Source organism: Pedobacter paludisoli, assembly GCF_052344095.1.
In the GTDB taxonomy this organism is placed as follows: Bacteria; Bacteroidota; Bacteroidia; order Sphingobacteriales; family Sphingobacteriaceae; genus Pedobacter.
The window spans coordinates 3294543-3315506 of record NZ_CP179926.1; the positions used below are offsets into that span (position 1 = coordinate 3294543).

General features: G+C 37.4%; 17 protein-coding genes. 8 read left to right on the forward strand and 9 right to left on the reverse strand.

The window, feature by feature from the left end; translation table 11 throughout:
- Positions 1 to 12 precede the first annotated feature (12 nt).
- On the forward strand, positions 13 to 3351 hold the full coding sequence (gene mfd / locus ACJVDK_RS13565; RefSeq protein WP_443937206.1) for a transcription-repair coupling factor: 3339 nt from the start codon (positions 13 to 15) through the stop codon (positions 3349 to 3351).
- A gap of 75 nt (positions 3352 to 3426) precedes the next feature.
- Here mfd and ACJVDK_RS13570 read toward each other — a convergent pair whose 3' ends face one another.
- Positions 3427 to 5226: an APC family permease gene (locus ACJVDK_RS13570; RefSeq protein WP_443937207.1), complete on the reverse strand. Its 1800-nt coding sequence runs from the start codon at positions 5224 to 5226 to the stop codon at positions 3427 to 3429.
- Positions 5227 to 5795: 569 nt separating this feature from the next.
- On the opposite strand from ACJVDK_RS13570, the gene ACJVDK_RS13575 reads away from it, so the two are divergent.
- A complete protein-coding gene (locus ACJVDK_RS13575) occupies positions 5796 to 6014 on the forward strand; it encodes a DUF3820 family protein (protein WP_443937208.1) in 219 nt (72 codons plus the stop codon).
- Between the two features lie 9 nt (positions 6015 to 6023).
- On the opposite strand, the gene ACJVDK_RS13580 is transcribed toward ACJVDK_RS13575, so the two are convergent.
- Positions 6024 to 6740, reverse strand: a complete 717-nt coding sequence (locus tag ACJVDK_RS13580) for a DsbA family oxidoreductase (protein ID WP_443937209.1) — start codon at positions 6738 to 6740, stop codon at positions 6024 to 6026.
- 208 nt (positions 6741 to 6948) lie between these two features.
- Here ACJVDK_RS13580 and ACJVDK_RS13585 point away from each other — a divergent pair, with 208 nt between their 5' ends.
- The gene (locus tag ACJVDK_RS13585) at positions 6949 to 7596 is read left to right on the forward strand and encodes a hypothetical protein (RefSeq protein WP_443937210.1); all 648 of its coding nucleotides are present in this window, start codon (positions 6949 to 6951) and stop codon (positions 7594 to 7596) included.
- Positions 7597 to 7699: 103 nt separating this feature from the next.
- Here the strand turns inward: ACJVDK_RS13585 and ACJVDK_RS13590 are convergent, their stop codons facing one another.
- On the reverse strand, positions 7700 to 10402 hold the full coding sequence (locus ACJVDK_RS13590) for a M14 family metallopeptidase (RefSeq protein ID WP_443937211.1): 2703 nt from the start codon (positions 10400 to 10402) through the stop codon (positions 7700 to 7702).
- 216 nt (positions 10403 to 10618) lie between these two features.
- On the opposite strand from ACJVDK_RS13590, the gene ACJVDK_RS13595 reads away from it, so the two are divergent.
- Both ACJVDK_RS13595 and ACJVDK_RS13600 read left to right on the forward strand, forming a co-directional pair.
- Positions 10619 to 11005, forward strand: coding sequence for an acyl-CoA thioesterase (locus ACJVDK_RS13595; RefSeq protein WP_443937212.1), 387 nt, complete (start codon positions 10619 to 10621; stop codon positions 11003 to 11005).
- A gap of 62 nt (positions 11006 to 11067) precedes the next feature.
- The gene (locus tag ACJVDK_RS13600) at positions 11068 to 11733 is read left to right on the forward strand and encodes a class I SAM-dependent methyltransferase (RefSeq protein WP_443937213.1); all 666 of its coding nucleotides are present in this window, start codon (positions 11068 to 11070) and stop codon (positions 11731 to 11733) included.
- Positions 11734 to 11744: 11 nt separating this feature from the next.
- On the opposite strand, the gene ACJVDK_RS13605 is transcribed toward ACJVDK_RS13600, so the two are convergent.
- The 4 genes from ACJVDK_RS13605 to ACJVDK_RS13620 all read right to left on the reverse strand — a co-directional run bounded on the left by ACJVDK_RS13605 (position 11745) and on the right by ACJVDK_RS13620 (position 15430).
- A complete protein-coding gene (locus ACJVDK_RS13605; RefSeq protein WP_443937214.1) occupies positions 11745 to 13331 on the reverse strand; it encodes a family 43 glycosylhydrolase in 1587 nt (528 codons plus the stop codon).
- A gap of 157 nt (positions 13332 to 13488) precedes the next feature.
- Positions 13489 to 14298, reverse strand: a complete 810-nt coding sequence (locus ACJVDK_RS13610) for a phosphatidate cytidylyltransferase (RefSeq protein WP_443937215.1) — start codon at positions 14296 to 14298, stop codon at positions 13489 to 13491.
- Between the two features lie 30 nt (positions 14299 to 14328).
- Positions 14329 to 14535 carry a putative signal transducing protein gene (locus ACJVDK_RS13615; protein ID WP_443937216.1) on the reverse strand — a complete coding sequence of 69 codons (207 nt, stop codon included), beginning with the start codon at positions 14533 to 14535 and terminating at the stop codon, positions 14329 to 14331.
- Entirely contained in the window at positions 14516 to 15430 is a 915-nt protein-coding gene (locus ACJVDK_RS13620; protein WP_443937217.1) for a lysostaphin resistance A-like protein, read from the reverse strand. Before ACJVDK_RS13620 ends, ACJVDK_RS13615 begins: the two co-directional genes overlap by 20 nt.
- A 44-nt stretch (positions 15431 to 15474) precedes the next feature.
- Between ACJVDK_RS13620 and dusB the strand changes: the two genes are divergently transcribed.
- Together dusB and apaG are read left to right on the forward strand one after the other, a co-directional pair.
- Positions 15475 to 16482 carry a tRNA dihydrouridine synthase DusB gene (gene dusB / locus ACJVDK_RS13625; protein WP_443937218.1) on the forward strand — a complete coding sequence of 336 codons (1008 nt, stop codon included), beginning with the start codon at positions 15475 to 15477 and terminating at the stop codon, positions 16480 to 16482.
- Between the two features lie 32 nt (positions 16483 to 16514).
- Entirely contained in the window at positions 16515 to 16901 is a 387-nt protein-coding gene (gene apaG, locus ACJVDK_RS13630; RefSeq protein ID WP_443937219.1) for a Co2+/Mg2+ efflux protein ApaG, read from the forward strand.
- A 389-nt stretch (positions 16902 to 17290) separates the two neighbouring features.
- Here apaG and ACJVDK_RS13635 read toward each other — a convergent pair whose 3' ends face one another.
- A complete protein-coding gene (locus ACJVDK_RS13635) occupies positions 17291 to 17986 on the reverse strand; it encodes a zinc metallopeptidase (RefSeq protein WP_443937220.1) in 696 nt (231 codons plus the stop codon).
- 622 nt (positions 17987 to 18608) lie between these two features.
- Positions 18609 to 19448 carry a formyltetrahydrofolate deformylase gene (purU, locus tag ACJVDK_RS13640; RefSeq protein WP_443937221.1) on the reverse strand — a complete coding sequence of 280 codons (840 nt, stop codon included), beginning with the start codon at positions 19446 to 19448 and terminating at the stop codon, positions 18609 to 18611.
- Positions 19449 to 19577: 129 nt separating this feature from the next.
- Between purU and ACJVDK_RS13645 the strand changes: the two genes are divergently transcribed.
- Entirely contained in the window at positions 19578 to 20936 is a 1359-nt protein-coding gene (locus tag ACJVDK_RS13645) for a DNA recombination protein RmuC (RefSeq protein WP_443937222.1), read from the forward strand.
- Positions 20937 to 20964: the final 28 nt, after the last annotated feature.

The following is a 20964-nucleotide window of genomic DNA, read 5'->3' on the forward strand; positions in this document are numbered from 1 at the left end:
TAAATTTGTGTCTTGAATATCCGCGATTTAATAAATAGATACAAAACCGACGATCGGGTAAAAGACTTTACCAAAGCGTTAAATGGTTCCAAAAACCCAAAGATACACGTAAAGGGATTGGTTGGTTCTGCTGATGCTGTTGTAGCCATTAGCACCTACTTTTTTTTGCATAAACCTTTGTTCTTTGTTCTTCCTGATCGGGAAGAGGCTGCTTATTTTCAGTCGGATTTAGAGAGCATTTTGGATAAGCAGGTATTGTTATTTCCTTCATCGTACCGAAAATCCTTTGATTTTACCCAGGTTGATACCGCGAATGTTTTGGCTCGCGCCGAAGTTTTAAATGAGTTAAACCACGATTCTGAATATGGAAAAATTGTGGTTTCTTATCCAGAAGCCATTGCCGAAAAAGTAATTGATCGCTCTGCGCTCGAAAAAAACACACTAGAAATTCGGGTAGGAGCTAAGTTGGGTATCGATTTTATTAACGAATTTTTAATCGACTACGATTTTGATCGTCGCGATTTTGTGTATGAACCCGGCCAGTTTTCTGTTCGCGGAGGAATTGTGGATGTTTTTTCTTTTTCATCGGATTTGCCTTTCAGAATTGAGTTTTTTGGCGATGAGGTTGAAAGCATTCGAAGTTTTGAAATTGAAAGCCAACTTTCTGTAAACGAGGTTAAATCGTTAACCATTGTTCCGAATGTGCAAGCTAAATTTCTTACGGAGAGCAATATTAGCATTTTAGATTACATTGATCCTGAAACGCAAATTTGGCTTAAAGACGTAGAATTTACACTTGATATCATAAAAGCAGGTTATAAAAAAGCCGCTGAACTATGGAAGGCCTTGCCAGCTGCTGACAAAAATCAAAATCCGGAATGGATTGATCCCAAGTTCGCTTTTACCGATGAAAAAATGATGGGTGATCACTTACATGATTTTCCTTTGATTGAATTTGGTAAGCAGTTTTTTTATCAAACAGAACACCGTTTCGACTTCGAAACCAAACCGCAACCCTCGTTCAATAAAGATTTCAATCTACTCATTCACAACCTGAAAGAAAATGAAAATGCAGGGATTGTAAGTTTCATTTTTACAGACTCGAGCAAACAAATTGAACGTTTGTATGCCATTTTAGAAGACATTGATAAAACAGCGAAATTCACCCCGATTAATAGTATGTTGCGCGAAGGCTTTATCGATCCTCAAATTCAAACAGCCTTTTATACCGACCATCAAATTTTTGATCGCTACTACAAGTACAAGCTTAAAAAGGGCTATCAAAAAAGTCAGGCCATTACACTCAAAGATTTACGAGAGCTTAAATCGGGCGATTATGTTACGCATATTGATCACGGAATTGGTAAATATGCAGGGCTAGAAAAGGTTGAAGTTAACGGTAAAGTACAAGAAATGATTCGCTTGGTATATGCTGATAACGATTTGCTTTATGTAAACATTAACTCCTTAAATCGAATTGCCAAGTATAGCGGCAAAGAGGGGGGCGTTCCTAAGATGAATAAGCTAGGAACTGATGCCTGGGACAAGCTAAAAAAAACTACTAAAAAAAAAGTTAAAGACATTGCCCGCGATTTAATCAAACTTTACGCATTACGTAAAACGCAAGCGGGTACAGCTTTTTCTCCGGACGGATATTTACAAACGGAATTAGAAGCCTCTTTTATTTACGAGGATACCCCTGATCAATTAAAAGCCACGTTAGATGTAAAAAGAGACATGGAATCGCCACATCCAATGGATCGATTGGTTTGTGGAGATGTTGGATTTGGAAAAACTGAAATTGCTGTTCGTGCAGCCTTTAAAGCGGTAACCGAAGGAAAACAAGCAGCTGTTCTGGTTCCAACAACCATTTTAGCGCTGCAACATTTTAAAACTTTTTCTTCGCGCTTAAAAGATTTTCCTGTTACTGTCGATTATATCAATCGTTTTAAAACAAGCAAACAAATTAAAGATACACTGGCGCGTGCTGCAGAGGGGAAGGTGGATATTTTGATTGGTACGCATCGTTTGCTGAGTAAGGATGTAAAATTTAAAGACCTCGGGATAATGATTATCGACGAGGAACAAAAATTTGGTGTTGCTGCAAAAGAACGACTAAAAGCTATCCGCGTAAATGTGGATACGCTGACTTTAACTGCCACACCTATTCCGCGTACCTTACACTTTTCGTTAATGGGTGCACGCGATTTATCCATTATTAGCACGCCTCCGCCCAACCGTCAGCCAGTAAACACAGAATTACATGTTTTTAACGACAAATTAATTCAAGAAGCGGTACAATTTGAATTGGATAGGGGCGGACAGGTTTTCTTTATCCATAATCGGGTAAATGATTTAATGCAATTGGGTGGTCTCATAAAAAAATTAGTGCCAAAAGCACGAATTGGTATCGCGCATGGGCAGTTGGATGGTGATGCTTTGGAAGACGTAATGCTCGACTTCATTAATGGAGAAAAAGATGTGTTGGTGGCAACCACCATTATTGAAGCGGGATTAGACATTCCAAACGCCAATACCATTATCATTAATCATGCCCACATGTTTGGGTTAAGTGATTTGCATCAAATGCGTGGACGTGTTGGTCGAAGCAATAAAAAAGCCTTCTGCTATTTACTTTCACCTCCATTATCAACCCTAACTTCTGAAGCCCGAAAACGGTTGAGCGCTATTGAAGAGTTTTCTGATTTAGGAAGTGGGTTTAATGTAGCTATGCGCGATTTAGATATCCGTGGTAGTGGAAACTTATTGGGAGCTGAACAAAGTGGTTTCATTGCCGAAATTGGTTTTGAAATGTATCACAAAATTTTAGACGAAGCGATTCATGAGCTAAAAGAGGCAGAATTTAAAGGCCTGTTTGAAAATGAACCTCAGCGTCCATTCGTAAGCTTTACCCAAGTAGATACCGATTTGGAGCTTTACATTCCGGATGCTTACATCACCAATATTACGGAACGCTATAATCTGTATACCGAACTGTCTAAACTGGAAAACGAAAAAGAACTTGCCGTGTTTGAAAAGCACCTGGCCGATCGCTTTGGTCCGGTTCCTCCTCAGGTTAAAACCATGCTTAGCGTGGTTCGTTTACAATGGTTGGGCAAAAAATTAGGGTTTGAAAAACTGAGCTTCAAAAAAAATATGCTGCGAGGATACTTTATCAGCGACAAGCAATCGGCCTATTTCGATTCCTCAACCTTTGTGAAAATTTTATCTTTTGCACAGAATCATCCGCGTTTATGCAATTTAAAAGAAGTAAAAAACACCTTGCGCATTGCTTTTGATAACGTAAACAGTGTGGAGGATGCTATTGAAACATTAGCATTAATTGAGTAATTAGAAAAAAGCACTTCTAAATCTAAAATTGAGTTAGCTACGGTGAACGGTTAATCTAGCGAATGAATGTCAACATTAAATGATTAGCCGTACACCACCTAATTCTTGTATTTTATACGGAAAGGAGTTTCCTGGTGAGCCAATAAACATGAAATTAACTGGAATATTCCACTTTACCGAAAGCTCTTTAATTAATTCAGGACTAAATTTTTTTCCTTCAATTTGCACATATTCAATATCTATTTCATTGTAAGCTCGGTCTAAAACATCAATATCTATCAAAAGATGCTCTGGAATAACCTCTCCTTCTCGTATCACATTTACAATCTTTATTTTTCTTGTATGTTCATTTTGCCTAATATAGAGCATCACATTATTTAAATTCGAAACATTATCACCTTTGGTAAAAAACACAAACTCTTGCTCATTGATGGCATGAATGGTCTTTATTAAGCTTTTATTAACCGTATAGACTCCTTTTCGTAAAGGAATCCCGATATTATAATTATCAACAAATCTTCTTATAGGCTCAAACAAATACTGAATAATATTAATAGCAACGCGTATTAAAGCAATGCGGTTGAGCATGATTGCAATAAATAATAGCGTGGGAATAAAATACTCCAAAAAAACAACAAAATTAGATGCACTTTTTGGATCGGCTGGTTTAATCAGAATATTACCGATTAGCGCAACCGTAACTGCAAGTAAGGCAAACATCAACCCGGCCCACGAGGCCTTTTCTGGCCTTGGAAGCCGCTTTCTTTTCATTTTTAATAACACGTTACCAAAAACAAACAAAGCCATTACAGACAGGAAAGAAATAGCATAAACGCCTGCAAGTAAGGCAACATTTCCTTTGGTAATCAACAGGACTGAAACACTCAATAAAAAGAAAAGCAAAATGATACGATAGGAGCTGCCGTTTTTATTCTTTTTAAGAAAGAAATTAGGCATTACTCGATCTAAGGTTATGCGCTCCAATAATCCGCTCACACCTACATAAGAGGTAAGAACTGCTCCGCTTAATACCAGAACAGCATCTATAGAAACAATAGTTGCTAGCCACTCGCCCGATGAAACGGTACCCATGTGCGATAACAACGCATTGCTATGCGCGTTTATATCATTTATAGGAAGTAAAGAAAGTGCTAAAAAAGCCATCAAAGGATTTAAAACACTCACTACAATCCACATATTTTTCAAGGTTTTAGGAAAAACGCCGTTTTTTTGTTCTTCCACAAAATTTGCTGAACTTTCAAATCCTGAAATACCCAACATGGAGGCTGCAAAGCCGAAAAAAATGGCCATTCCTATACTTCCAGAAGCGAGTGGTTTATTCCAGTTTAATAAAAATTCATCAAGCCCGCTAGAGGCAACTTTAAAGATGATGAATAACATCAGCAAAGCCATCGAAAATAGATGAAACAGAAAGATGCTTATTGCCACCTTGGCTGATTCGGTAATACCAACGATTGTTAAACAGGCAAATATTCCAAGCAAAATAATGGTGGAAAGAATGATCGGCAATGAATTAAAAACATGATGCAAATAATGCATCGCCTCATTGGCAGAAATTACGGCTGTGGCCATATAGGACAAGAGTGTTAAACATGCCGCTAACGAAGCAACCGACTTGCTCGTCGTATTTAATAAAGCGTTGTAAGCCCCTCCATTCAGCGGCAAAGCGCCGACAACTTCACCATAAATTTTCCTGAAGGTAAAAAGAACAACAGCAACAATGAGTAATGTAATCCATGCGTATTGACCTGCAAAGCCTACCGCTAATGCCGATACATACAACACCGATGAACTTATATCGTTACCGGAAATTGCTGTGGAGGCTAGCTCGCCAAGTTTCTTGTGTTCCTTCATTCTTTTTGAATTATATTATTGCAAAAAATAAGCCACCCTTAAAGCACTTATCTGTTTGTTTTGCTAAAAGAAAGGCTGGTTAGAAATTTTATACTAAAGAATTCATAAAAATATTTACTTCACTTTTTATTTAGCAAACACAATACAACCCTTAATATCAATTAACAAACACTATTCCTGTATTAAAAGATATATAATTTTACGACTAATAAATGGAAAAAAACATGTGTTTAATACAATATTCCTTCATTTCTTGTTAACGCATCTGTTCTGCAAAATTTCGACTTAATTTTACCTTGCGTTAAAAAATGAGGAATATCTTCTGCATTTTGAGCATTATATGTACTTCTATCCGTTATAAATACATATCTTGGTGCTAAATAGCAGTATCGTTCGCGCAGAAAAAATCCGGGCCTAAAAATTAAAACATTGCCATATTTAATTTAAACATCGAGTCTAATTTCGATGAAAATAAGGCTTTAATAAAAAACACACGGTTAAAGACCTTAAATAACAGGCAATACGAATATAAAACTATTGCACAACAAATAAATCCTTACTTACAAAATATGGACCCCAGTTTATTACTCGACTTAGTTAACATGCAAATGCCGTATGGAAAATATAAAGGGTATTTAATTTGCAACCTCCCTGAAAGTTATTTATTGTGGTATAAAGACAAGGGTTTTCCGAAAGGAAAACTAGGTAGCTTAATGGCTACGATGTTCGAAATCCGCGTAAACGGTTTGGAATATTTATTAACGCCGTTGAAAAATCAACAGCGTTAATAAGAAATTTTATAGCGCGCAATTGTTATCATCACAAATTGCATCATCGCTTTTGTTTAAAGACTTTAACTCCGTTTTTGGCTGAGTTGCCTTCCATTCTGAAAAACTTTGATTTAAAGCATCGGTAAAGGCTTGAACGGGCTGTGCTCCAGAAATCCCGTACTTTCTGTCCATCACAAAGTACGGAACACCTCGAATACCTAAGTTTTGACTTTCATATACATCGTACCGAACTGCTTCTGCTAAATCATTGCTATCCAAAATTTTAGTTGTTTCCTCTTTATCTAAGCCAATCTCTTCTGCAATGCTTAATAAAACAGCCTTTTCAGCAATATTTTTACCTTGCACAAAATGTGCTTCAAAGAACTTTTCCTCGGCAAGATTTTGCAACCCGTGATTCGCTGCTAAATGAATAATCCGATGGGCATCAAAAGAATTCGCTGGAATATTTTCTCCGAAATTTATGGTTAAACCTGCATATCTTGCCATTTCAGCTACTTGCTGCGTCATCTGCTTTGCTTGTTCTATCGGCAATCCCTTACTGCGCGATAAATAATCGTAGATATTTTCGTTGTTTTCATTATGGTATTCAGGATTTAACTGAAAACTTTTCCAAACAACCTCAATTTCTTCTTTAAAAGGCAGTTTTTCAAGCGCTTGCTCAAAATGATGCTTCCCGATATAGCAAAACGGACACATTACGTCCGACCAGATTTCTACTTTCATAGCACAAAATTAAACTGAAAATAAGTAAAATGCGTCGCTTTAAAGTAAAGTATGATAGCTCGCGGTTTCACTTAAATCCTCGCTGCTAATCTCTAAATTCTATGAGATAATACGTGTAAAAAGACGTCTATTATCAATAAAAGCCTCATTAAAAAATTCGCTAATGAGACTATTTTTAATACTTTTGCCGTTCAAAAAACAAATCATCATGAACAAATTTTTATTAGCCCTCTCTTTCTCGCTATTTTGCTTTAGCGTGCAAGCACAATTTGAAGGATCAAAGCAAATTTACGAAAGTCCAAAACTGAAAACAGAAATCACAACACACAAAGTTGTTGCTATTTTACCTTTCACAACAAAAATTTCGTACAAGAAAATACCTAAAAACTTTAATGCTGAAGCAAATCTGAACCAAGAAAGAACAATGTCTAAATCGATTCAATCGAGTATGTACACCTTTCTCTTAAGGAAAAATTCAAATTACTATGTTGAATTTCAAGATGTAGAAAAAACAAACATTCTCTTAAAAAAAGCAGGGGTATTAGACAAACTTGATGAAACAACTAAAGATGAAGTAGCAAAAATCTTGGGCGTTGACGCTATTTTAGGAGGAAGTTTTGAAACTGAACAAAGTAAAAGTGAGGCTGGAGCAATTGCCTCGGCAGTTTTAATGGGTGGTTTTGGTGGAAAAACCGGTTCTGGAACACTAACCTTAACATTAAATAGTGGTTCTACTGGAGAATTGCTTTGGCGATTCTTTAAAACAATGGATGATAATATTTCAACCTCCACAGACGACATGGTTGAGCGCATGATGAGAAAGGTTTCTCGAAATTTTGTATATACTAAATCATAAAAACCACACTTCGTGAAACGTTGGTTTTTATTAAACCGTATTACAAATAATAACCTTACGTTGTAAAAATCCGGAGCGTGATTAACCGCGCTCCGGATTTAAACTACTTATATAACTGATTAAATATCAGCTTAAAAGTTCCGTGTGTTTGTGCTCTAAAAACCACCTCTGGGCCAAAGGCCAACAATTTTCCTTTCCCGATATTTGCCTGAAAAGCCGTTACCCCATCTCTTAGATAACTTTGACCCAAAGCCCAACCGCTTCGCAAAGGAGAGGCGTTTTCAAACCACATTAAAGGTTCTATTTTACCACCAATCATCGCATCGCCTGTTAATTTAAATACCGGACTGTTATCAAAATAAATGTCAGCATCTTTTTCCATTCCCCACATGGCGGGTTTGGAGGTATTTACACGCACATTGAGTACACTCCCTGGAACATAATATTTTTCATTTGGAAGTTTTTTTTCCTCAGCATTTTGCAACTCAACCATGGCATTACGAACTGGCAAATTTAACTGATAGGCTAAATTTGTGCTACTACCAATCGTTACAATATTACCACCATCTTCCAAAAATTTCTTTAATTGAGGAATTGATTTTTCGTTTGAAATTCTACCTAAACGGCTTTTGTATTCATCCGGAGTGTCTTCTGGTTTTGGCCCTGAAAATCGACCGGAAAAAGCGCCTGCTTGTGGGGCAGGAATTGCCCCTCCAACAAAAATAATTACATCATACTTCTCCTTCAAATTCCCCGCATCTATCTCTCCGGGATAAATTACTGTTGCGGCATAATGATATTGCTCCATAATCCACCTTAACCAACCTGAAGCCATTGAACCACCGTAGGTATCCCATAGGGCAATTCTTGCCGGTTTAATGTTGACACGATCTTTTGGTAAATCGGCGCCCTTATATTTAATGTTGGCTTGCGCTAAAATTGATTTTACTGTGTTGCTTGCAGAAACATAAAAATCGCCATTTGTAGCCGACCGATAAACGGGAATCTTATTCTTTAACAAATCGTTTACCGCACTATATGAATCATTTTGAGCAGCACTTAATACAAATTCTGTCCCCGATACCTGTTTATTTTCTGGTTTCAGTAATTGCCCATAAGGATTTCGCTTGAAAGGGCCTGAAAAATCATTTAAAATACGATCAAACTTTACATTCATTAAGTATGCTAAGGTCCAACCTGCAGCATCGTAAGGTGGAATTGGAGCACCTCCTTCATATTTAAAATCGTTGGGGTGATCTTGCGGCTCAAACATATCTAAAACATGCGGACGAAAAGCCTGATCTGTTTTTACAACATAACTACCGGCCGGATAACTTTTCCCATTCACCGTAAAGGACGCGGTTGCTTTTTGCACCACTACACCCGTGCGAATTAAAGCGTTTAAAAACTTAATTGCGGTGTTAAAATCGGGTTGATCGGCAGATAAAATATATCCTCTGGGGTCGCGATTAACGGGGTCTTTCATAACCGTATCTAAATACTTTACATTGAGTCCGCTTCGGTTTCCGAAATCTGATTCGTTTCCTGCATTTACGGTTCCTTTGTCTTTTTTTGCTGCAGTGTAAATTGCTTCAATCTTTTTTGGAGAGAACGACCATGTATCTTTTTTCCCTCTCTCAATGGAATTTTTTCCCATTTGATACATGTTGTAAAGCAATTCATCGCGATAGCGCTGTGCATAGCCCAAAACGGCATAATTCAACGAAACAGAATAATCAATTGAGTTTTTAAAATACCATTTTCTTGGCGTTATAGGATTTGGCGAATCACCAGATGGCAGTAAACGCGTAGGTACCAGTGGAATATCCATTGGCGTTGGGCTACCAATAATTTCTGTTAACAAACCGATCATATTGTGAAAATAGGTGGTTGTACGCAAGCCTCCATTGTACCACGTTGAATAAACAGACCCTCCGCGTTGCGTATAACCCGGCTTGTTTTCTTGATTCATCCGGTTATGCATGGCTGCACCTACCGCATCTAAAGAAGTCAATACCATGGGGTCAAAAACATAATTAAAAGGATCACGATAAGGCGGACCAGCGACAACCGTTCCTGCCGGCCCCGCTTGGTGATGGTTGTACATAATTTGCGGAATCCATTCTATAAAAAGCTGTCGACCAATATTTTGTGTTTCTTTCAGGTTCAACATAAAAAAATCGCGATTATTATCGTGCCCAGCATACTTTTCATATAAAACCGGTACATTTTGAGTACTGCGTTTCTTTTCGTCTTTTGTGCGCATATACCAGTTGCTAACCAACTCCTGTCCGTCTGGATTTGCATGTGTAAACAAAATAATTACCTGATCTAAAATGCGCATAGTCTCCAAATCCTTTCTAGAAACCAACTCATACATGGTTTGAATCAATTGATGCGTTCCTACCACCTCATTTGCATGTAAACCGCCATCAATCCAAACCACGGCCTTACCTTCATTTGCCAAGGCCCGGGCTTCCTCGCTCCTGAGTTCGGCATGTGCCAATTTCTGCGAAATTTCTTTGTATCGATCAAGTTTTTTCAAATTCTCGGGCGAAGAAACAATCATCATGTATTGTGTTCTACCTTCTTCTGTTTTACCAATATCAACCAATTTGGCTCGGTCAGAATTTTGTGCTATTTTCTTAAAATACGCTTCAGTTTGGGTGTAATTGGCCAGTTGATAATTATCGCCAATAGCAAATCCAAAATGAGATTTTGGACTAGGTACATCCTGTGCGAACAGCAAACTTCCGTTCAGCAACCATAAAATAAACGATATTTTCTTAAAGTAATTTTTTAGCATAGTTTAGGCATTAATTCTATCAAATATAATTGAGAAAATTGGCACAAAACACCCTGCTCTATATTTGTTACAGAACATAAATGGTTTCTGCAGGATTGTTTCAAAGCTTATTTCTTCCGAATTATTTTTTCATGTTTAAGGGAGCGATAGAAGCTCTTTCAGCTTTTCCCATATATTTGGCAACAAAAAGTCTCTTTCATCTACTAAATCACTGTTATGACCCTTGAAGAACGTATCCAAAACTCTAAAACAAACATTTTTAAAGCCGTTTTCCCAAATACAACCAACCACTACGATACCTTATTTGGTGGAACAGCGATGCACATGATGGATGAAGTTGCCTTTATAACCGCAACGCGCTACAGCCGTCAAATTATGGTAACCGTGAGCAGCGATCGCATCGATTTTAAAAAACCCATCCCAGCGGGATCAATTGTGGAATTAATTGGACAGGTAACTACCGTTGGCAAAACCAGTTTAAAGGTTAATGTCGAAATTTATATCGAACAAATGTACGCCGAGGGCAGAGAACTTGCTGTTCGTGGCGATTTTACTTTTGTCGCCATCGATGAAAATAAAAAACCCGTGCTGGTTACCCAGTAAATTTTGAAAATCTTTCTCGAAAAGATGTAAACTTTACACCGTTGTTATCTGTAAATTGCAGAATGGAAAATCAGTCACCAATCGAGCAATTAAAAGAAATGGCCAAACAGTTAAGTTGTCCGGAAGGAGAAAACGGGATTATAACGGCCAATTTTATGCATCAAACGAATATAGGGATGACAAAAAATGCTTTTAATGCTTTGGAAATTGCTGACAACGATTCTGTATTGGAAATTGGTCCTGGAAATGCCGCTCATCTTCAAGAAGTGTTAAAGATTGCGTCAAATATGAAATATACCGCTATTGATATTTCAGCTACGATGATTGAAGAAGCAAAAAGAATTAATGCTGAATGGATTGCTTCGGGCAACGCGCGTTTTATTCTTTCGGATGGAAAAACCTTCCCTTTTGCCGATGAAGAATTTGATAAAATCACGACCGTTAACACCTTGTACTTTTGGAAAAATCCCCTTCAATACCTACAAGAAATCAGAAACATTTTAAAAGAAAAAGGCATTTTTTCCCTTTGCTTTGCCGATAAAGCCTTTATGCTATCGCTTCCTTTTACCCAATTTACGTTTGCGCTTTATGAGGTTGATGAGGTGAAAATGCTTTTAAAAGAGGCTGGCTTCGCTGTTCAAAACGTCAATACCTATACGGAAGAAGTCCGCAGTAAAGCTGGAGACAACGTAAATAGAGAATATTACGTTATCCGCGCCATTGCTTAAGGATAAACCTTTTAATTTTCTTTCAGCAAAGAAACATCATCAAGCAAGCAAACTGCGCCGGCTAAACCTTCTGCTATAATTCCTATTTCTATTTTTCCCTCTTTTACTGCTATTTTTTTAATTTGAATGGTTGTCCAGTTCTCATTTTCTTGATTGACAACCTGCTCTGAAAGGTAATTATTGCTTGTTGCGTACATTTTTAAAAGCGTAAATCCTTTGCTATTTTTAATTTTAGCCGATAAGATGTAGCTGCCGTCGGGTAACGGAAGAGAAGAAACAGAAGAAATCTGTTGCGATACTTTGCGTTTAAATTTTACGTCGTCGCTGATCTGCAGGCTCTTTTCTCCAATTACACTTTTACGGTCTTTTTCTGAGTTAAAGTAGTTTAGCGTAGGGGAATTCACATCGCTTGTGCTTATTTTATTTCCTTCTATAATTTGCGTTATCCATCCCGTAAGTTGCTCCTGAACAGGCTTAACGGCACTCGGAATCCGATTTCTATCAGCTTCAAAACTTCCGTTTATGGCATAATTATTATCTTCTGCAATATACCAATCTCCTGTTTTTTCATTTAGATACCAAGCGCTTAAAGAATTGAAATAGGGCTTTTTCCCGTTAAAGGAAAGCGGCAACCATTGATTGTACCCTAAGCCATTTCCAGCAAAATCGGCCCATCTATCACCGCAATAAAGAATCGTTTCTTTCTTCGTTCCCTTTACTGACACAAAAAAACCAGTTTGGGTAACGTGTGCAAAATCATTTTCGCAGCCTTCCATTACCTGCATATTGTTAATAGGTTTGTACGGTCCGTGAATATTGTCTGCCATGAGAAAATAAGCATAAGATGCATCCCAACCGTAAATATTTGAGGCGCACATGTAATATTTACCCTGATACTTGAACATGCAATTTCCTTCGCGACTTTCTCCTTTAAAAACTTGTGTGCAATCTAAAAGTCCGATTTTCCCTTCCCTAACGCCTATTTCCGAAACATAAATTTTATTTCGCCCTCTTCCGTAAGAATAAATCAAATAAGACTTTCCTGTATCTTCATCCGTAAAAACGGTTTGATCGCCTGTATTGGATGTGCCGATTAAAGGTTTCATGTCAATTTCTTGATACCATTTAAACTCTTCTATCGGCGAATTGGCCACTGTAATCAAAACTTTATTCCCATGTTGGACAAACATTGCATACTTTTTTATCTCTTTTAAGTAAGCAACCCCCAAACGGCCAACCCAAGTTTTTCCGCCATAGTGCGCTAATTCTTCTTTCGTGAGCACACTTCTTTCTGACGTCCAATTCACCAAATCCAATGAACTATAACAGTATACCGATTCAAATGTGGCATTATCATACTTTATGGTTGGATTTTGGCGATAGAGACTGGCCTCGGCATACTGAACACCATACCAATAGTATTTTTGTTGTTTACTTTGCGGATCAATAAACTTGAAAATTCCGCCGCCTTGGCTGTAAATTGCGCGCTGGTCTGCTGTATCCCAAAAAATATCATTCTTAATCTTTAGCGATTGTGCTTGAACGCCAAAATGAATGGTGCAAAATAGCACGAAGCTGAAATAGGTAATTGATTTCATTAGGAATTTAAAAACAGGTTTAACAACCAGATATTTTGATTAGAAAGACTAAATATGCGCCATCCCTTTGAGTTTTGCATCCTGTTCTATCCCGTTGCTTTGTCTATGCTGATTTCCAATTCAAAAAAAACAAGTTAAAACCACCCATGCGAGGCGATTAATAAAAAATCAGATACAAATAAGCATACACAACGGGTGCTGCTAATAAAAGTCCGTCAAATCGATCCAATAATCCGCCGTGCCCGGGTAGCAATCCTCCGCTATCTTTGGTATCCAAACTGCGTTTCAACATAGATTCTACCAAATCGCCTATGGTACCAAAACAAGAAATTAAAATAGCCATTCCAATCCAAACCCATTCTTGCTGTTCGGTATAGAAATGTGCTAAAACAACTGCAACCAATACGCTTGTTAAAACACCTCCAAAAAAACCTTCCCAACTTTTTTTAGGCGAATGACGTTCAAATAATTTACGCTTGCCGAACTTCATTCCAAATAAATAGGCTCCTGTATCGTTTCCCCAAAGCATCAATAAAAACGCGAACGGAAAATGGAGGTTGTACACATTCCAATCTTCTAAAAATCCCAATGCATGAAAAAAGCAAAACGGGATGGTTACATACACAAAGCCCACAAAAGTGTAGGAAATATTGGCAAAAGGAATTTTGCTTTTTTTATACAACTCGGTCACAAATACCGAAAAAACTAAGGGAATACACAGCAACAGATATTTAACATCGTATTTTAAATAATGAATACCGGCTGTCATCAAAAAAATTAATGCGCTCGCTATTAAACCGATGTTTCGATGTGGACGAATACCTGAATTCTTAATCAGCTTGAAAAACTCAAACAAGGATAATATACTGAGAACCAAATAAAAACACGTAAATGCATAGCTTCCTAAAAAAATAGAACATAACATTACGATTGTAAAGAAGAATGCAGTAATAGCGCGGGTTTTCATTAAATATTAAGGGGGTTTTATGGATAAAAGCTATTCAATATCGTTAGCAACGATATACTCTATAGCCTTGTCAAAATCGGTTTTGTTTACCAAAACATTTATCTCTCCAAGGTAATATGCTGCTATTTGTTTGTTTAATGTTACCGCCGGAATGCCGGCTTCTGTTAAGCCTTGTTTTAATACTTCGGCAGCAAAAGCGTTGCTAGTGGTGTATACCTTAATCCAATTTTCGTTCACGATTTACGTTGTCTTTAAAATATTTAAACAAAGCTAAAGTAATTATCGCACTAATTATGCAAATGTAATACGGAAAAGCGAGGGATTGATCCGCATTTTCCAAAGGAATATTCTTTTTTTGCATATAGAACACTTGGCAAACCGCAAAAGCGTTGTTTAAAAAATGTGCTAGGATGGCATACCAAATACTTCCACCATAAAAATACAAATAGCCAAACCCTGCGCCCAATAACATTCTAGGAATAAAGCCATAAAACTGGAGGTGAATCGCACTAAACAGCATGGCTGTAAGCCAAATAGCCACGTGCTGGTTTTTAAAAATAGTGTTCAGACTTCGTTGTACGCCGCCACGAAACATCAATTCCTCGCCAATAGCAGGAATAATGGCAATCATTAAAAGGTTCACCAAAAAATCAAGATTGCTCCGGACGGTTATCAACTGAATAGTCATCTTAGCCGCTTCCTCTTCTTTTGCCTTCATCCATGCTTCAATTCCTTTTAGAAACTCAGGCAGAACCATCTTTTGATTTAAAATGGCCAGCGCTTCCATAAAAGGGGTACTCAATGCCATAATTAAAATCACCAACAAAATGCCTTTTGAATCTGGTTTTGCAAAGGAATAGAACTTTGAAATGCATATGCGATTGGTTAACGCCAAAGCTAAAGGCGGCAACACAAACGTTCCAATCGCCGAGAATATCTGCACTAATTTAAGCGTGCTGGTATATTTAGGTTGGTTACTCATTAACAATGAAAAATCGTCAGAAAAATTCAACCCACTGATTAACAAAGCAATGAGCGTAAAAGCCATTGCCCCCACTGTTGCGTAAACTAAAAGTAAAAGTAACTGTAAGAAGGGGTCTATTTCCTTTTCGTTAGGTGTAACAAAATTCATTATTTGTACCTTTGTATGTTTTTATTAATTGATTAAGATAGAAAATGTCTGTAAAGATAGGAAATATAGATTTAGGAGAGTTCCCATTATTGTTGGCTCCAATGGAGGATGTAAGCGATCCGCCTTTTCGTTTTGTGTGCAAACAAAACGGTGCAGACATGATGTATACTGAATTTATTTCATCAGAAGGATTAATTCGCGATGCCGCAAAAAGCATTCAAAAACTTGATATTTTTGAGTATGAGCGCCCAATTGGCATCCAAATTTTTGGTGGCGATATTGAACACATGCGCGAAGCTTCGGCAATTGCTTCGGCCGCAGGCCCCGATTTGGTTGATATTAACTACGGTTGCCCGGTAAAAAATGTGGTTTGTAAAGGCGCTGGCTCTAGTTTGCTTCAAGACATTGACAAAATGGTCAAAATGACTGAGGCAGTTGTAAAAGCGTCGCACTTACCGGTAACGGTTAAAACGCGTCTCGGTTGGGATGATACCACAAAAAACGTGTACGAAGTGGCAGAACGCTTACAAGACGTTGGTATTCAAGCTTTAACCATTCATGGCCGCACCCGTGCGCAATTGTATAAAGGTTCAGCAGATTGGAGCTTAATTCGCGAAATTAAACGCAATCCGCGTATTAAAATTCCAATATTTGGTAACGGCGACGTTGACAGTCCTCAAAAAGCAGCTAACTGGCGCATGGAGTACGAAGTAGACGGCATTATGATTGGCCGAGCTGCCATTGGGTACCCTTGGATTTTTAGAGAAGTGAAACATTTCTTTAAAACGGGAGAAATTTTAGCTGGCCCAACTATTGACGAACGTATTCAGGTTTGTCGCACACATTTGGATAAATCAATCCAATGGAAAGGGCCAAAAACGGGCATCTTCGAAATGCGCCGACACTATGCAAATTATTTTAAAGGAATTCCGGATTTTAAACCCTTCCGCATGCGGTTAGTTTCTGAACCGGATATTCAAAACATTTACAGTATTTTAGACGAAATTGCTTACAAATATGCCAATTATGTCCCCTCAGATGTAATGGCTTGATTTTTGAAGCACTAAATTTTTATCAAACAAAAATGGTTACAGCAATTACAGACGGGGTAAAAGTTTCGGTAGAAACCGTTTACCAACCAGAATATTCAAACCCGGCAGAAGAACATTATATGTTTGCTTATCGTGTTGAAATTTCAAACCTTTCTGATTATGCTGTTCAATTACTTCGCCGCAAATGGTTTATTTTCGATTCGAATAGCAGCCGCAGAGAAGTAGAAGGAGAGGGCGTTGTGGGGCTTCAACCCGTAATTAAACCTGGCCAAAGCCATGTATATGTTTCGGGCTGTAACCTAAAAACCGACATCGGTACCATGCAAGGTAAATATGTAATGAAACGATTGGTTGATGACGAAGGATTTGAAGTAGATATTCCTGAATTTCAATTAATTGCTCCTTACCGATTAAACTAATTTTTCTTTTCTATAAAGGGTTCTGAGCTACTACTATTTACTTTAGCCGGGCTTTTTGCTCTATCTTTTTGGCAAAAAACCAAAAAGGATGCCGCGTCAATCCCGCTTAAAGTTGAATGTTATTGCGAATAGCAGCGTTTCTTTTAAACCGTTTGGTCGGAAATGGGGTGTTTTGCAGTGTCTGTACCTCCATAAACCCGGTAGAAGCGAGCATACCGATTTTTTCGGTATAAAGCGGATAACGGGACTTTCGCCTGCCAAAAGCATGAGGCAATCGTTTTCAAAATGAGCTTCTTCAGCAGAACATTTTTAGCTACTACTTAAAAAACAAAAGCGGCTTGATTTGAATCAAAACCGCTCGTTGCTTTTCATAAGTAAATGTAGTACGATTAATCCCTATTGCGTCCAAAAAGGAACGAAGCATAGTAAAGTAAATTAGTTAATGCACCTACGGCGGCCACTACATAGGTCATTGCTGCCCACCAAAGGGCATCTTTTGCCTGTAATGCTTCTTCGCTCGTTTGCATAACCTCTTGATTATTTTTTAACCATAACAAAGCTCTATTACTGGCATCGAACTCGGTTGGTAGGGTGATTATACTAAAAATTGTAACGATGGTAAGTCCAATTACACCAATAGCTAAAACCACAGGCGTAATGGCAAAAACCATTAACATAACCCCAATTAACAGCACCCATTGCAATAAATTTGAAGTGATGCTTACAATGGGAACCATATTGGTTCTTAAATTTAACCATGCGTACGATTTAGCGTGTTGCACAGCATGCCCACACTCGTGAGCGGCAACTGCCGCTGCTGCCACACTGCGGCTGTAGTACACATCGGTACTTAAATTAACTGTTCTATCTGACGGGTTATAATGGTCCGTTAACTGTCCTTCTGTAGTCATTACCTTCACATCGTATATTCCGTAATCATGTAGCATTCTTTCTGCCACCTCTTTGCCCGATAAGCTTGAGCTTAAATGCATTTCCGCGTACTTAGAAAATTTAACTTTAAATCGCCATTGCACAAACATGCTCACCAACAATACCGGAATGATTAAAATTAAATAAACTCCCATTCTCCAATTTGTTATATACACTCGATTTATCAAAAAGCGTTCCTTTATTTTTCAAGTTCAACTTATAGCACATATAAACATGACCTTAAATAGTTGATATTGGGAAGAAAACATCTTTTTTCCCAAATGGATGTACATGTTTATGAACCTGAAATGTTTTGCTTAACCGCTGCTATACAAATAAAAAAATAACCCAAATGAAGTATTACGCTTGCGAAATAAGGTTTTTATCTAGTGGTTTCTTCAGCAAGAAAAATGGTTTTTCATCAATTGGAGGCCTCGCAGAGCGCATCAAGTGCGAAAATATAGGCTTACTGTATTGGTTGTCGAACAAGAGAATGTGAATGGAAGTTCGCACCCTTGTTTATATATTTACTAAGCCGTGACGCAGCTGATTACCAAGCGCCTGAAGGTTAAAGTCTTTTAAAAGAACTGATTGTATTTTAAGTACACTGGTGTAGGTAAAATTGAACATTTCGGTACACTACTGCCCAATAAGGATGGTTCCTGAGATTCATTTATTCGAAAAATAAAAGCATTCATGTCGTTGTTCTTCAGGAAAGAGTTATAGATTCACAAAGGTTAAATACTGTACAAACCTGATGCTTAACAGTCTTTTGCTTTATTTAAAAACAACCGTTTTATTTCCTATCACAAATACGCGGTCTTCAAAAATAAGTTCCAGTGCTTCTAACAATACTTTTCTCTCGTTTTCCTTTCCCGCGCGGACCATTTCTTTTACTCCAAAGGTATGATCTACGTGCGTGGTATGTTGGGTGATAATTGGTCCCTCATCTAAATGATCGGTTACAAAATGCGCTGTGGCTCCAATAATTTTTACACCTCTTTCAAACGCTTGTTTATACGGACTGGCGCCAATAAACGCTGGCAAAAATGAATGATGAATGTTTACGATTTTTCCGGCAAATGCTTTTACAAAATCGGGAGAAAGAATACGCATGAATTTGGCCAATACTAGGTAATCAACCTCATATCCGGCAATAATATCTTGTATTTCTTGCTCAAATTGGGCTTTATCTTTTCCCTCATGCGAAACATAAAAGTAGGGGATTCCCAATTTTTCTGTAAAATGGCTTAACTCATTGTAATTACCAATTACACATTGCACATTGGCTCCAAGCGTTTTAAAATAGTTTTTATTTAAAATTTCGGCTAAACAATGGTATTCTTTCGTAACCAAAACCGCAATCTTTTTTTCGCTCTCTGTAATTAAGCGTACCTGGGCATTCACTGGCAAATTATTTAATAACTCTTCTTTTAGTTTTTTTACATCGGTTTCGCGCCCTGTACAAGCAATTCGTGTAAAAAATGCTTTATTTTCCTCATCCACAAACTCGCGCATAGCAACAATGTTGAGTTGCTGACCTGCCAATATTCGGGTAATACTGGTTACTAAACCTACTTGATCTGAACAAGAAATAAGAATTGTTAAAGCCTTCATTTTTACTTAATAATATCCAATAATAGAGATTTTTAAGCAGTATTTTGAAAAATTATACATAAATAAATTATGCGTATATTTTTGGTAATTATATTTTAATTAATGATTTTTACTAAAATTTTTATCATTATGTCATTTATAGAAACCTTTCTTTTACTAATTTTTTCCAGTTTTGTGGTGTTGGTATTGGTGCTTTTTTTCTTTATAAAAAAGAATCAAAAAAGCGGTATTAATACCGATGATTTTGAAAGAACCAAGCAAGAGAATGAATTGCTAAAAATTAACTTAGCGAAAATGGAAGAGCGTGCTAATGGTCTTTTAAATGAAAAAGAAAAGCTAAGAGAGGAATTATTATCCGTACGGGATGCTTTAGCCGATGCCAATAGAGAAATTGAACAAACAAAATCTTTTTATACAGCTGAAAAAGAAAAGCTTGCAGAACAAAAAGTAACGATGTTACAAACGCAAGAGCAACTAAATAAGGACTTTGAATTGATTGCCAATAAAATTTTAGAAGAAAAATCGACAAAATTTATTGAACAGAATAAAAGCAATTTAGATATTATTTTAAGTCCTCTTAAAGAAAACATTAAAACGTTTGAAGAAAAGGTAGAGAAGGTTTACAAAGCCGAATCGGACGAGCGCAATATGTTGAAGGGCCTAGTTACTTCGCTCATGGACCAAAGCAAGCAGATTCAAGAAGATGCCCAAAATTTAACGAAAGCCTTAAAAGGGGATAGTAAAAAGCAAGGTAATTGGGGCGAAATTATTTTGGAAAAAGTACTAGAACGCTCCGGTTTAGTACGCGATCAAGAGTACCGAATTCAGGCTTCATTAGAATCCGCCGAAGGCGGTCGCTATCAACCAGATGTAATTATAGATTTACCAGACAACAAACATCTTATAATTGACGCTAAAGTGAGTCTAGTTGCTTATGAGCGTTCCGTATCAGCTGAAGGTGATGAGGACCGAGAGGGATATTTAAAACAACATATAAACTCTATAAAAAATCATGTACAAGAATTATCTGCAAAAAATTATCAGGATTTATATCAAGTGAATTCTCCCGACTTTGTTTTGTTGTTTATCCCGATAGAATCGTCATTTAGCGTTGCGGTACAAAAAGATGCAGAATTGTTTAATTTTGCCTGGTCTAAAAAAATTGTAATCGTAAGTCCTTCTACTTTATTGGCCACCTTGCGCACAATTGCGAGCATGTGGAAACAAGAACGTCAAAATAGAAATGTACTTGAAATAGCGCGTTTAAGTGGAAGTATGTACGATAAATTTGTTGGCTTTATTGCAGATATGGAAAATATTGGCCGATACATGAAACAAGGTCAGGATGCCTACGATAAAGCACTGAATAAACTTTCATCGGGTGCTGGCAATTTGACCAATACTTCCGAAAAAATTAAAAGGCTTGGAGCTAAAACAACCAAACAAATAGATGTGAAATATTTGGATGAAGATATACAAAGCTCATAGGCTTTAAAAACCTATGAGCTTTATCCAT

Excerpts from the sequence above, each read along its gene's own strand:
- ACJVDK_RS13600 (WP_443937213.1), top strand. The coding sequence starts at position 11,068 with ATGGAAAATCAGTCACCAATCGAGCAATTAAAAGAAATGGCCAAACAG.
- apaG (WP_443937219.1), top strand. The coding sequence starts at position 16,515 with ATGGTTACAGCAATTACAGACGGGGTAAAAGTTTCGGTAGAAACCGTT.
- ACJVDK_RS13610 (WP_443937215.1), bottom strand. The coding sequence starts at position 14,298 with ATGAAAACCCGCGCTATTACTGCATTCTTCTTTACAATCGTAATGTTA.
- ACJVDK_RS13635 (WP_443937220.1), bottom strand. The coding sequence starts at position 17,986 with ATGGGAGTTTATTTAATTTTAATCATTCCGGTATTGTTGGTGAGCATG.
- ACJVDK_RS13620 (WP_443937217.1), bottom strand. The coding sequence starts at position 15,430 with ATGAATTTTGTTACACCTAACGAAAAGGAAATAGACCCCTTCTTACAG.
- ACJVDK_RS13605 (WP_443937214.1), bottom strand. The coding sequence starts at position 13,331 with ATGAAATCAATTACCTATTTCAGCTTCGTGCTATTTTGCACCATTCAT.
- ACJVDK_RS13590 (WP_443937211.1), bottom strand. The coding sequence starts at position 10,402 with ATGCTAAAAAATTACTTTAAGAAAATATCGTTTATTTTATGGTTGCTG.
- ACJVDK_RS13595 (WP_443937212.1), top strand. The coding sequence starts at position 10,619 with ATGACCCTTGAAGAACGTATCCAAAACTCTAAAACAAACATTTTTAAA.
- ACJVDK_RS13575 (WP_443937208.1), top strand. The coding sequence starts at position 5,796 with ATGGACCCCAGTTTATTACTCGACTTAGTTAACATGCAAATGCCGTAT.
- ACJVDK_RS13580 (WP_443937209.1), bottom strand. The coding sequence starts at position 6,740 with ATGAAAGTAGAAATCTGGTCGGACGTAATGTGTCCGTTTTGCTATATC.
- ACJVDK_RS13645 (WP_443937222.1), top strand. The coding sequence starts at position 19,578 with ATGTCATTTATAGAAACCTTTCTTTTACTAATTTTTTCCAGTTTTGTG.
- dusB (WP_443937218.1), top strand. The coding sequence starts at position 15,475 with ATGTCTGTAAAGATAGGAAATATAGATTTAGGAGAGTTCCCATTATTG.
- ACJVDK_RS13585 (WP_443937210.1), top strand. The coding sequence starts at position 6,949 with ATGAACAAATTTTTATTAGCCCTCTCTTTCTCGCTATTTTGCTTTAGC.
- purU (WP_443937221.1), bottom strand. The coding sequence starts at position 19,448 with ATGAAGGCTTTAACAATTCTTATTTCTTGTTCAGATCAAGTAGGTTTA.
- ACJVDK_RS13570 (WP_443937207.1), bottom strand. The coding sequence starts at position 5,226 with ATGAAGGAACACAAGAAACTTGGCGAGCTAGCCTCCACAGCAATTTCC.